This window comes from uncultured Campylobacter sp. (assembly GCF_938045225.1).
Taxonomy (GTDB): Bacteria; Campylobacterota; Campylobacteria; order Campylobacterales; family Campylobacteraceae; genus Campylobacter_A.
In genome coordinates this window covers 1-11,261 of the sequence record NZ_CALINL010000003.1, presented here as the reverse complement: position 1 = coordinate 11,261, position 11,261 = coordinate 1, and the positions used below count along the sequence as shown (strand labels likewise).

The following is an 11,261-nucleotide window of genomic DNA, read 5'->3' as shown; positions in this document are numbered from 1 at the left end:
CGCCGCAAACGAGCCGAAAAATACGATTTTGACGGGCTGGGCCGCCGAATTTTCTAGATTTTGATTTTCTTGCACGCTCGCCGTCAAATTTGCGCCGCGGTCAGCTTCAAATTTACCGTCCAAATTTGGCGTATCGTTTTCAAAAATTTGAATTTCTTGCGTTACGGGACCGAAATCTTGCGACGAAAAGCTAAAATCTCGCTCGCCCGAGTCATCAAATTTGCCCGTCAAATTTCCCGCGCCAACCGCCGCGTGCTTTGCGATGGCCTCCACCGCGGCGCTTGCCATCACGGCGTCGCCCAGCCAGGTCGGTAGCTCAATCAAGATTCGCACGTATGATCTCCAGCGTCGCGCTCGCGTTTTTTTCGATGCTAAACTCGCTAGCAAGCGCCAAATTTCGCTCCTGTAGCGCTGCTAGCCGCTCGTCATCGTTTAGGATCTCGTCGATCAGAGCGCAGATATCGTAGTCTTGCGGCGAGCTCATCACAAACTCCCCAGGTAGTATCTCTGCCGCGCCGTTTTGAGCGGTCGTGATAGCGACGCAGCCGTAGCTAAGCGCCTCTAAAACGACGTTTGAAAACGGCTCGTAAGCAGTTGGAAATAAAAACAGCTCGCTGCCTTCGTAAAATCTCGCCGCGCTTTTTTGAGCGCCCGTAAATACGGCGTTTAGGCCTAGTTCCTTGGCTAGATTTTTGTAGCGGGCGGCGTTTTTGTCGCGGCCGACGATTAGGCAGTTTACGCGGGTTTTTAGGCGAGCTGCGATGCGTAAAAACTCCTCCGCGCCCTTGCGTTTAAAGCCGCTTCCCACAAACAGCAGCGTCGGTAGGTGAAAATCAAGTCCGAATTCCTCGCAAAGAGCGAGCTTTGCTGAGCCTTTTTGCACGCGCATAGGCAAATTTACGCCGTTATAGACGACTGCGATCTTTTCAGGGACGATGCCGTAGGTCTCGCAAATTTGACGCTTTATAAAATTTGAGTTGGCGATGATTTTTTTAGCGTTTTTAAAAGTTCGCTTTTCAAGGTAGGGAATGACGAAATTTAGGGGGTTTGTGAACCAAAAAGGCTTGGTTTTCATATAGACTTTATGCACGCCGTCGCCCGCACGGTAGATGTCGGCGCAGGTGATGCGCTCAAGGCTAAAATAAATCTCGTCCGTACCCTTTTGCCGCTTGGCTTGCGCGTTAAAACGCAGGGCTTTGATCCACGAGCTTAGTTTTTTGCTGCCGTTAAATCCGCGCGTCTCGCACGCAACGCCCGAGTCTTTTAGGGCTTTAACGAGCCGCGAGAGATATCTCTGCGCCCCGCCGATAGCGTCCAGATCGAGCCTTAAAAATACTATTTTTTTCATGTTTGCCTTTTAAAATTTAGCGCTATTTTATAAGTTTTTTGATGAATTTTAGGTTATGCCTAGCGGGCGAGGGGATGAGGGCGTAAATAAGTATAAGCGTAAAATGGGTATAATCGCGCAAAAAAGGAAAATCGTGAAAATTTTGCTCGTTAGAAACGATAATATCGGCGATCTCATCTGCACGACGCCAGCGATAGAGGCGCTGCGAAAAGCTCATCCGCATGCACAGATCGATATCGTGGTAAATAGCCTAAACGCATGCGTCGTTCGCGGCAATCCATTTTTAAACAAAATCTATATCTACACCAAACCAAAGCACGTAAAAGGAGCGGCGGCAAAGGTGCGGGCGTTTTGGGGGAAATGCAAAATTTTGCTTCAAATTCGCCGCGAAAAATACGATGCGACCGTGATTTTTAGGAGTGCTTATTCGCCATCGGCCGCGATATTTGCCAGAGCAGCCGGAGCTAAAACGACGATAGGAGCGGCAAAGCAAAACGAGGGCGGTTCGTTAATAACGCATAAACTAAACTTTAATCCGCCGCCTCACGAGGTGCTACTTTGCTACGAGCTAGTCGCATCGCTGGGAGCGAAATTTGACGGAGAAAAGATGCTTTACGTACCGAGCTTTAAAAGCAAGAAATTTAAGGATTTCGTATTTTTTCACGTCTCCTCGAGGGTGGAGCAAAACCGCATGGACGAGGCTAAAATTTTACGGATTTTGGCGTTTTTAAAACAAAATTTCGGACGCGTTGCCGTTAGCGCGGAGGACGTAAAATTTGGCGAAAAAGTAGCGCAAGGAGCGGGCGTAGAGTTTGCCACGACTAAAAATTTAGACGAGCTAGCCGGCTATATCTGGGCGGCTAAATTTGTCCTAACGCTTGACGGCGGAGTGGCGCACCTAGCTCCCGCACTTGGCATAAAAACGGTGCTGGCACTTGGCAAAACAGACGCCGCTCGCTGGGCTCCCATTTACGGCGGAGCACCGTGCACCGTGCTACAAAGCACTAGCAAAAGGGCGCAGGACGTAGTGGACGAGGAAATCTACGAGGCGGTCAAAAATATATGAAAAAAATGGACAAAATCAATATCCTAGAGCTTGAAAGCTCGCTGGGTTTCGGCGGACAGGAGCACCGCACGCAGCGGGTCATAAACGGGCTAAATAAGGATAAATTTAAGGTATTTTACGCGCTAAATCCAGGATCAAAAAGCTTTGAAAAGCCGATTGATTGCGAGTTTGTAGAATTTAACCTAAGCAAAGTTTATAATATTTTTGAAATTTTTAAAATTTGCCGTTTCGTGCGCAAAAAAAATATCTCGATCATCGCTACGCACTCGGGCAAGGACGGCAACATCGGCGCGATCGTCGCAAAGCTAACGGGTGCTAAAACAGTGCGCACCAGACACCTGCAAACGCCGATCAGATCGGCATTTAGCTACAACGTAAACGATAAAATCGTAGCCGTCTCAAACGCCGTAAAAGCACAGCTCGTCTCGCAGGGCGTGCGAGGAAATTTGATAGACGTTATCTACACGGGCGTGGATACGGCGCGGTTTAGTCCAAATTTTACCAAAGATATCAAAGCAGAGCTAAATTTGAGCTCGGGCTGCGTTGTAGTCGGTATCGTAGCGGTCTTGCGCGCGGCGAAAAATCACCAGCTCTTATTTGAAGCTTTTAGCGAGCTAAATTTACCAAACACCGCTTTAGTCGTGGTCGGCGACGGTCCGCAGGAGGAAAATCTAAAAAAAATAAAGACGCAAAACATCTACATGCTAGGCCCCCGCACCGACGTGAGCGAGTTTTTGGGCAGTTTTGATATTTTTGTGCTGCCCTCAAAGATGGAGGCGCTAGGCACGGCGCTACTGGAGGCGCAGTCGTGCGGAGTGCCTTGCATAGGTAGCGACGCGGGCGGTATCGGTGAGGCGATAAGCAGCGGCAAAACGGGGCTTTTGTTTAAAAACAGCGACAAAAAATCGCTCAAAGCGGCTCTAAAAACGCTGATAGAAGACGCTGCGCTTCGGGCGAAATTTAGCGCGAACGCGAGGGAATTTATCGTGCGAAACTTCTCGATAGAGACGATGGTCGCGCAGACGGAAGCGATGTATGAGGCTCTTTGAGAGCGCGGTGCGGCTCATTTTGCGCTTTAAAAGCGTGCGCAAAACGCAGCTGGTTACGCAGCCCATACAAACGGTCTGTTTTTTTAGCAACACCGCGCTTGGCGATACGATTTTTAACACGCCCGTTTTTCGCGTTTTTCGGCAAAATTTCCCGCACGTACGCATTGTCGCTCTGCTGAATCCATCTACTGCACCGCTTTTTAAAACCGATCCGAATATCGACGAAATTTTACTCTACGACGGCAAAAAGGGCGGCTTTTTGTGCGCTTTATCGCAGCTAAAAAAGATAAAGCCGGACATAGTTTTTATCCTGCACTCAAACGAGCCGCAGGCTACGCCGCTAGCCGTTTTAAGCGGCGCAAAATACGTCTTTAAGCTGCCAAATGCTGGCAATAAATTTAGCCCCTTTCACTCAAACGCGCCAGAGCCTTACGGAGATGAGCGATACGTCGTACTAACCCGCCTCGAGCAGCTTAAATTCGTAGGCATCAAAAGTCGCGACACGAGGCTAAATTTGTATCTGCGCGATGAGGATTTTGCCCGCGTCGATGAGGTGCTAAAAGGCTGCGGCGCGCGCAAATTTATCGGCTTTCAGATGGGGGCTAGCACGGTTTCCAGGCAGTGGTTTTGGCAGCGTTGGCGGGAGCTTGCGGAGATTGTTTTAGCGCATACGGACGCCGTCATCGTGCTAACAGGCAGTCCCGCCGAGCGAGCGATGACCGCGCAGCTAGAAGGCGCGCTAAGAGACCAACGCGTGATAAATGCGGCGGGCAAATTTAGCCTGAGAGAGGCTGCCGCGCTGATAGCTAGGCTTGATGTGCTTGTGACGCCAGACACCGGCCCGCTGCACGTAGCAGCCGCGCTAAAAACGCCTACGATCGGGCTTTTTGCCGTCGCTTCGCCCGTGAACTCAAATCCGGATTTTGACGAAAATATCCATAAATTTATCAAAAAGCCGCGCACCTGTTCGCCTTGCGTCGGCAAAAACTGCAAATTTCAGGAGTGTATGCTGCAAATAGGGGCGGATGAGGTCTGGGGGATGTTAAAGGAAATGATTTGAAAAAGATTTTGTTCGTCGATACGGGGCGCGAATACGGCGGCGGGACGAAGAGTTTTTTGTATCTTTTGCGGGGGCTTGCCGCGCAGCAAAAGTACGAGCTATGCGCGTTTTTTGAGACCGATTACGAGGCGGGCGGGCGCAAAATCTCGCAAATCATAGAAGAAGCTGGGGCTAAATTTATAAAATTTGAGCCAAAAAAGCAGCCCTCAAAGCTAAAAAAAGAGCTTTTGCGCGCGCTGGGCGGTCAAATTTTAGCAAAATACCTTTATAAAAAAGACTACGACTACGCGCTTTGCTTGCTGCGGCAGGTGCGGCCCGATATCCTTCATCTAAATAATCACTTTTCAACCAATCTCGCCTACATCGCCGCCGCAAACTCTCTAAATATCGCGGTAGTGCAGCATCTGCGCAAAAACTCAGCCATCGAGCCCTTTAAACTTGAAATTTTAAAGCGGCTAAAATTTACGCCCGTTTGCGTTTCAAACGCGACTTACGAATTTTACGCCGCGCAGATAAAAATGCCTAAAAACGTGGTTTATAATCCCGTGGAGGCGCCTGTTTTAAGACGGGAAAAGTCTGAAGTGGGCGAAAATTTGAGCTCCCCGCAGGCAAATTTAAAAAATAGCGGCGATGATAAAAGCGCCGCCCTAAAAGACAAATTTGACGCCGAAAAAATAAATATCGTAATGCCTGCAAATTTCTTGACGTTAAAGGGGCACGAGCTAGTTTTTGACGCGCTTGCGGAGCTAAAAAGAAGCGATATAAAGGTTTATTTCGCGGGCGGAGGCGAGCTAAAGGAGGGTGCGAAAGCCAAATTTGACGCGCTGATAAAATCGGGTAAGGCCGAGTATCTGGGGTTTGTTTCCAAGATGGACGAGATTTACGCAGCGTGCGACTACGTGCTTGGATTTTCCAGCGACGAGGGACTACCTAGAGTCGTCATCGAGGCGCTTGGCTGCGGGCTTGGCGTGGTGTACTCTGATATCGCCGTCATAAGGGAGATTTATGAAATCTCCTCGAAAAAGCAAGATTTTTTTATAGTTCAAAGAAGCTCGGACGCGCTTTTGGCCTGCTTTGATAGCTTGCGTAAGCCAGCCTCAAAAAGCCCCGACGAAGCCGTTATAAAGGCATTTAGCATAGAAAATTATTTTCGCGGGATAGATAGGATATATAGCGAACTTTAACGAAGGCCTCGATGTCTGTAAGGTTTTGCTCGCTAAGTTCGAAAAACGCGCTCGCGTCGATATCCCGCACGGTTTTAAACACGGAGCTAATGGACGGTAAATGTGAATTTATGACGAGCGAGTCGGCGACGCCCCTTTGCTCGCTAGCAAAACAAGGCCCCATCAGGCAGATCGTGGGCGTGCGCACGCTATCTGCGACGTAGTAGTTGCCGGTGTCAGAGCTCGCGTAAAGCTGCATCTGTGAGAGATAAAACGGCAACTCCTCAAGCTTGATTTTATCTATCAAAGAGATGATTTTTAGCTCGTTTTCGCCAAATTTTTTCACGTAAGTATCGCAAATTTGTGAGCTCAAATTTGACTCGTCGCAGGTGCCGCTGTCGCTGCAAATTTGAGCTTTTGCATTCTCGTTGTTTGCATTTTCAGGACCGCCGTAAATTTCGCTCGTATCGCTACCGGCTAAATCCGCGCAAACTCCAAGCTCGCTAGGATTTTCTGCCCGTTTTTCGTCCGCATTTTCCGCGAGCAGGTTTTTTAGCAAAGTAGCCTCCTCGCCTACGCCGAAAATGTAAACCTCGCAGTCAAATTTAGCGAAAATTCCAAAGATTTTTTCCCAAGTTTTCTTTGGCGGCGTTTTGATTTTATTACCCGCGCTTAGGCTCACGCCGATCTTAAATTTGCCGCTTTTTATTAGATTTTCTTGCGGGGTAAAAAGCGGTTTTTGCAAGCATTTTTCATATTTTAGCTCGGTAACGCCGACCGTTTTTAGGTAGGTTAGTAGCGTTAGATCTTGCAGGGTATGCGGCACTTTTTTCATGCCGAGTGTCAGCAAGGCAAAGTCGCTAGATGCCGCGTAGTGATGCACGGCGACGATGTTTTTAGCTAGCGTGCAGCGCGCTAAAAAGAGATTTAAGCTGTTTGGCATCAGCACGTAGACGCTCTCGTAGCCGCGCGAAAAAAGCTCGAGCGCGAGTCCTATTTTTGAGACTTTTTTACGTTTTACGCCGTTTATCGTAAATATTTTTTCTATTCGGCTGTCGTGTTTTGCGAAGGCTAGGTTTATCTCGTCGATTAGCGCGTCAAATTTGCCAAGCCTGTCAAAGATCACGGTCGAGTTTGCGTAGTCGCCGATTTTAGCGGTTTGTATGAGTAAAATTTTGTCTTTTTCGCCTTTAAATTTTAGCTTTTTCATCGCAAAAAGATATGGGTAAATCAGCAAATATATGAGAAAATATATCAAAATTTAGGCCTTTATTGTTTATAAAATTTAGCATGAATTTAGCATAAATTTATAAATTTACGGACTTTTTTGAGAGCGCGCGGGCTAAAATTCGACTAAAAATCGCTTACTGGATTTTAATGATTTTATCGTTATAATGGGCGCTTTAAATTTAAGGGAGAAAATGACGAAGCTACAAAACCGCCTACAAAATGCCGCTTTATACCTCGTTTATGTTTTTATCGCTTGCGAGCACGTTCCGCGTATGACGGCGGCGAAAAACGTCTCGCTTTATCTTGCGCTTGTTTGCGCGATCTGGCTTTATTTCACGGATAGGGCGCGATTTGCCGCGAGAGTCGGCGTAAATTTCAACCTTTCGCGCGCGCCCGCGTTTTGTCTTATCGCATTTACCTTTTACGCGTTTTTGATCTCTGCCTTTCCCTACGCGCCGCAGTTTGATTCGCTGGGCAACGCTGCGGGCGAGTTTGGGCGCGGATTTGCTTTTTTGCTCGCGGTTTATATCGTAGCAAACGGCGAGACCGCTCAAGCAAAATCATTTTTTTACGCGCTGATAGCGGCCTTTGCGGTTATTAGCGTTTATTACGCCGCGCCGCTTTTTAGCGAGTTTGAGAGGCTTGGCAGCGCGGGCGAATTTGACGCGCGGGTCGTGCGCCGCGCGTATGCTGACTACGTGGATAGATTTTTGCCTTTTGCGCTGGCGGGAGTTTTTATCTTTAGGCGGTTTTGGGCGCGAGTTTCGTGCGGCGCGCTTTGTCTGGCGGCCGCCTGGCTTGATATTTTGAGCGGCGTTAGGGGCAGCTGGGGCGCGATGCTGGTTTGTTTTGTTTTATTTGGTTTTTGTTTGTATATCTTAGGCGGCGAAGCGAAGCGTAAATTTAAACTCTTTGCCGTTATCTTCGCCGTTTGCGTCGTGGGCGCGTCGGCGGCGGTTTTGAGTTCGCCCACGGCGATGTATAAATTTTTCCAGATCGGGCTAGTGAGCGAGGCAAACCTCCAAAACGAGAGCATGAGAGAGCGCCTTGCGGGGCTTAGCTTTAGCTCGGGACGCGATTTGATTTTAAAGGAGCGCTTGCCGCTGCTTTTTGCTAGTCCGCGCGCGCTAACGGGGCTTGGGCACGGCAAGGAGCAGTACGACGCTTTTTTGCGAGACGAAGCGGACAAGGGCGCGCAGATATCGATGATGCAGACGCGGCCGGGCGGCGAGCGGTATTGGTTTAACGACGAGCCTTTTTTTATCGGGCATTATTACTACTACGGCGCGGTCGGCACGGCGCTGCTACTGGGCGGTTTTATATCGCTTTTGGCGTATTCGTTTAGGCATTTTTTACGCTCGCGCGAGCTGCTTTTTGCTGCGATTTTTATCTCGCTAGCGTGTTATTTTGGCGTGCGCGGGCTGTTTGAAGCCATAAATTTACGCATACTTTATATGTTTTATATGCTAGGATTTTTTGTCTTGCTGGCGGCAAATTCGCGGGCGGGAGCTAAAGGAGGCGGCGTTGAGCGTTAGCGTTTTGATGTATCATCACGTTTTAAAAAAGGGTGGATTTATCGCCTCTAGCGCGGAGGATTTTGCCTCGCAGATGCGGTTTTTGGCAGAGGCGGGCTATAAAACGCTTACGATGAGCGAATTTATCGCCTATAAAAAGGGCGAGCTAGCCGTGCCTAAAAAAAGCGTCCTCATCACCTTTGACGACGGTTGGAAGGATAATTACGTTTACGCCTACCCTATCTTGCGCGAGTTTGGGCTACGGGCAACGATATTTTTAGTGACGCAGTGGATAGAGCGCGCGAGCATGCGGCGTGGCGAGTTTATCGAGCTAACTCACTCCGAATACAAAAAAGCAGCGCCCCAGCGTCCGCAGGACGTATTTTTGAGTCTTGACGAGATAGCGGCAATGCGGGACGTTTTTGACTTTCACTCGCATACGCACACGCATTTTGACGAGTATTTCGGCGCGCTCCCGCCTGAGGAAAATTTCGCTCGGTGCCGCGAGTTTATGCGCGCAAATTTGGGCATAGAAGACAAACTTTTATGCTGGCCGCGCGGCAAATACGACGAAAATTTGATGCGTCTAGCTAGGCAGGCGGGTTACGAGGCGTTTTTCACGACGCAGCGAGGTATAAACAACCCCGACGACGACCTGTCGGCCATCAAGCGTATCGCCGCCAAAAAGGACGCCGCGTGGCTAAAACGCACGCTTTTTATCTATCAAAACGACATTTTGAGCGGGATATACTCAAAGATAAAGAAGTAAAATTTGCTCTAACTTTAAGGCAAATTCGGGCGTCGTTTTTGCGAGTCTAGCTCAAATTTGACTCAAATTTGAAAAGCGCGAAATAATGGACGTAATTTTGCGCGGCGGCGAGGTTTTTACTAGCTTTGGCGACTAAAGGATCGTGATGAGATTTCGCAAACTTAAATTTAAAATCCTAGCCGCAGTGCTGCTTCTGGCGGCGATACTTTGCGCCGCATTTATCCGTATAATTCCCGATTACTCCACTTCACGAGGCTTCGCTGTCGTTTCTATCTTTGGCTATAACAAATATCAACAGGGGTATTGTTTAAAAGAGGATAGAATTTTACCCAAAGAGGAGCGATTTAAGCGCGGAATTTTAGATCTTTTAAAGAGGCGTATGCTGTTTCAAGCCGTCGTTACCGACAAATGCTACTATGTATACGGCAGCAATACTTGCAACTACGGCAATAGAGAATTTGCCGTTAAAGTAGGCTTTTACGAAACGGATAAATTTAATAACAATGATTGGCTGGAAGTTCTATCTAAAGAATATGAGATACAAAAACGTGAAAATCAAGCCGCTTGGCCGTATAGAAATATTTTTGTCGAGAAATTTCAAATGAAGCCGGTAAATATCGCAGAAAAGTTAAAAATAAATTTAGATGGCAGATCAGCCGGTTTTGAGGAGCCTATAGTAGAATACGGCGGTTTACGTGAGTATATTTTATATTTCGATAAAAGCTTTATATTGTATGATAATTTTGAATTTAGATATGCCACGATTACGATATACGAAGGAGATACCATAAAAGATTTGTCTGAAGGGAAACAATATTATGATAACACCATAGAAAATGAATCGCGCGAGAAGAATTATTATTTAAAAATCGACACATGCGGTAATAGCGATTTTAAAATTTATAAAAACAATGTCGAAGAAATAGCGGATCGCCTAGTAAGAGAAGATTTGTTTAAAGGCGGTTGAAAAGCTTTGATCGTAAAATTTAAGGGAATTAAGACCGATGGACGCGGAACAAAGGTATAAATTTCATAGGGCAGCGAGATATCTGCTCGCTTAGCGGGTGGTTTTCTTGCTTATTTGGTGGGCAGCGGCTTTGATTTTGGCGGTTTTGCCTTTTGAGGGCGCGCTAAGGATTGCCGTTTTTGCGGCAATATTTGCGATTTTGGCTTGCGCGCTGCTTTGGTATTTGTTTAAAAGGTATAAAAATTTTAAGCCAAGCAAGCTGTTTGTAAAAAATCCGAATCTTAGTTTGCTGCTTTTTACGGTAGAAAATTTATCGCTTGGCGCTTTTTACGGCGGCTTTTTGGCGTGCCTCGCAGCGGGGTATTTTTGGGGCGAGCATGCCGCCGGCTGGAGCGTGGTGTTTGCGTTCGCGCCCGTTTGCCTGATCGTTTTCGTGATCTCGTATATGTTTAACGAAAAGAAAGGCTAGACGTCAAATTTAAATGCCAAAATTTATAAAATCAAGAAGGTCAAATTTTACGGCTAGTGTTCAAGCCAAATTTGACTTTATGACGAGCTCGGCCGATAAATTTGATTGCCAAATTTAACCAAAACAGCCAAATTTACCGCTCGCGGCTCAAATTTGCTCGTAAAATTTAACCAAAGCGGCCGAATTTTACAAAGCCTGCTTAGCTTTGGCCTAAATTTTCCCTGATTTTGCTCTTTATCGCCTCTAGCTCCTCGCCCTCAAATCTCATCAGCGTCCGCTCTACGCCGTGCTTTATCATCCCCTCTTTGTCGCACGGCACGAAGTCCCAGTCTTTTTGAAATACCGCGTGCTTGCCCATAGTTTGGTTGCCGTTGCGCTGCGTGTAGCCGTTTGCGTCCAGATCGTTATCCCACGGTCCCCACTCAAACGCCCCGCTAGGCCCAAACAGCGCGATCACGGGCACGTCGTTAGCCGCGGCTAGGTGCATGATCGCCGTATCCACGCCGATAAACATCGCGGAGCGCTTTGATAGCGCTGCGGTCTGTTTTAGGGTGAGTTTGCCGCCTAGATTTACGGGGCTAGAGGAGCACAGCGCCAGCACGTCGTCCAGCTTTTTTAGCTCGGCG

11 protein-coding genes and 1 pseudogene are annotated in these 11,261 nt (G+C 47.8%); 8 read left to right on the top strand and 4 right to left on the bottom strand.

What is annotated here, in order from left to right; translation table 11 throughout:
- Together Q0200_RS00155 and Q0200_RS00150 are read right to left on the bottom strand one after the other, a co-directional pair.
- Positions 1 to 333, bottom strand: a pseudogene (locus tag Q0200_RS00155) (ADP-heptose--LPS heptosyltransferase); the annotation flags it as partial.
- On the bottom strand, positions 317 to 1,348 hold the full coding sequence (locus Q0200_RS00150) for a glycosyltransferase family 4 protein (protein ID WP_297936432.1): 1,032 nt from the start codon (positions 1,346 to 1,348) through the stop codon (positions 317 to 319). The gene Q0200_RS00150 and the pseudogene Q0200_RS00155, both read right to left, overlap by 17 nt.
- A gap of 133 nt (positions 1,349 to 1,481) precedes the next feature.
- Between Q0200_RS00150 and Q0200_RS00145 the strand changes: the two genes are divergently transcribed.
- From Q0200_RS00145 to Q0200_RS00130, 4 genes are read left to right on the top strand one after another with little or no spacing between them, the layout of a single operon-like run.
- Positions 1,482 to 2,414: a glycosyltransferase family 9 protein gene (locus Q0200_RS00145; protein WP_297936430.1), complete on the top strand. Its 933-nt coding sequence runs from the start codon at positions 1,482 to 1,484 to the stop codon at positions 2,412 to 2,414.
- Positions 2,411 to 3,463 carry a glycosyltransferase family 4 protein gene (locus tag Q0200_RS00140; protein ID WP_297936428.1) on the top strand — a complete coding sequence of 351 codons (1,053 nt, stop codon included), beginning with the start codon at positions 2,411 to 2,413 and terminating at the stop codon, positions 3,461 to 3,463. Before Q0200_RS00145 ends, Q0200_RS00140 begins: the two co-directional genes overlap by 4 nt.
- Positions 3,450 to 4,523, top strand: coding sequence for a glycosyltransferase family 9 protein (locus Q0200_RS00135; protein WP_297936426.1), 1,074 nt, complete (start codon positions 3,450 to 3,452; stop codon positions 4,521 to 4,523). The genes Q0200_RS00140 and Q0200_RS00135 overlap by 14 nt, the downstream gene beginning before the upstream one ends.
- Positions 4,520 to 5,707, top strand: coding sequence for a glycosyltransferase family 4 protein (locus Q0200_RS00130; protein WP_297936424.1), 1,188 nt, complete (start codon positions 4,520 to 4,522; stop codon positions 5,705 to 5,707). Before Q0200_RS00135 ends, Q0200_RS00130 begins: the two co-directional genes overlap by 4 nt.
- On the opposite strand, the gene Q0200_RS00125 is transcribed toward Q0200_RS00130, so the two are convergent.
- A complete protein-coding gene (locus Q0200_RS00125; RefSeq protein ID WP_297936422.1) occupies positions 5,655 to 6,944 on the bottom strand; it encodes a lipopolysaccharide heptosyltransferase family protein in 1,290 nt (429 codons plus the stop codon). The two genes, Q0200_RS00130 and Q0200_RS00125, sit on opposite strands and share 53 nt — an antisense overlap.
- Positions 6,945 to 7,107: 163 nt before the next feature.
- Between Q0200_RS00125 and Q0200_RS00120 the strand changes: the two genes are divergently transcribed.
- The 4 genes from Q0200_RS00120 (at position 7,108) to Q0200_RS00105 (ending at position 10,635) form a co-directional block, all read left to right on the top strand.
- The gene (locus tag Q0200_RS00120; protein ID WP_297936420.1) at positions 7,108 to 8,451 is read left to right on the top strand and encodes a hypothetical protein; all 1,344 of its coding nucleotides are present in this window, start codon (positions 7,108 to 7,110) and stop codon (positions 8,449 to 8,451) included.
- Positions 8,441 to 9,199: a polysaccharide deacetylase family protein gene (locus Q0200_RS00115; RefSeq protein WP_297936418.1), complete on the top strand. Its 759-nt coding sequence runs from the start codon at positions 8,441 to 8,443 to the stop codon at positions 9,197 to 9,199. The genes Q0200_RS00120 and Q0200_RS00115 overlap by 11 nt, the downstream gene beginning before the upstream one ends.
- Positions 9,200 to 9,344: 145 nt before the next feature.
- Positions 9,345 to 10,166 (top strand): hypothetical protein, encoded by an 822-nt coding sequence (locus tag Q0200_RS00110; protein WP_297936416.1) that lies wholly within the window; start codon positions 9,345 to 9,347, stop codon positions 10,164 to 10,166.
- A 106-nt stretch (positions 10,167 to 10,272) separates the two neighbouring features.
- Positions 10,273 to 10,635, top strand: coding sequence for a hypothetical protein (locus tag Q0200_RS00105; protein WP_297936414.1), 363 nt, complete (start codon positions 10,273 to 10,275; stop codon positions 10,633 to 10,635).
- A gap of 199 nt (positions 10,636 to 10,834) precedes the next feature.
- Here the strand turns inward: Q0200_RS00105 and Q0200_RS00100 are convergent.
- Positions 10,835 to 11,261 (bottom strand): glycosyltransferase family 9 protein (locus Q0200_RS00100; protein ID WP_297936412.1); only part of this gene is annotated, 427 nt, incomplete at its 5' end.

What these genes read in the sequence shown, in the direction of transcription:
- Q0200_RS00150 (WP_297936432.1), bottom strand. Translation starts at nt 1,348, where the DNA reads ATGAAAAAAATAGTATTTTTAAGGCTCGATCTGGACGCTATCGGCGGG.
- Q0200_RS00140 (WP_297936428.1), top strand. Translation starts at nt 2,411, where the DNA reads ATGAAAAAAATGGACAAAATCAATATCCTAGAGCTTGAAAGCTCGCTG.
- Q0200_RS00135 (WP_297936426.1), top strand. Translation starts at nt 3,450, where the DNA reads ATGAGGCTCTTTGAGAGCGCGGTGCGGCTCATTTTGCGCTTTAAAAGC.
- Q0200_RS00120 (WP_297936420.1), top strand. Translation starts at nt 7,108, where the DNA reads ATGACGAAGCTACAAAACCGCCTACAAAATGCCGCTTTATACCTCGTT.
- Q0200_RS00110 (WP_297936416.1), top strand. Translation starts at nt 9,345, where the DNA reads ATGAGATTTCGCAAACTTAAATTTAAAATCCTAGCCGCAGTGCTGCTT.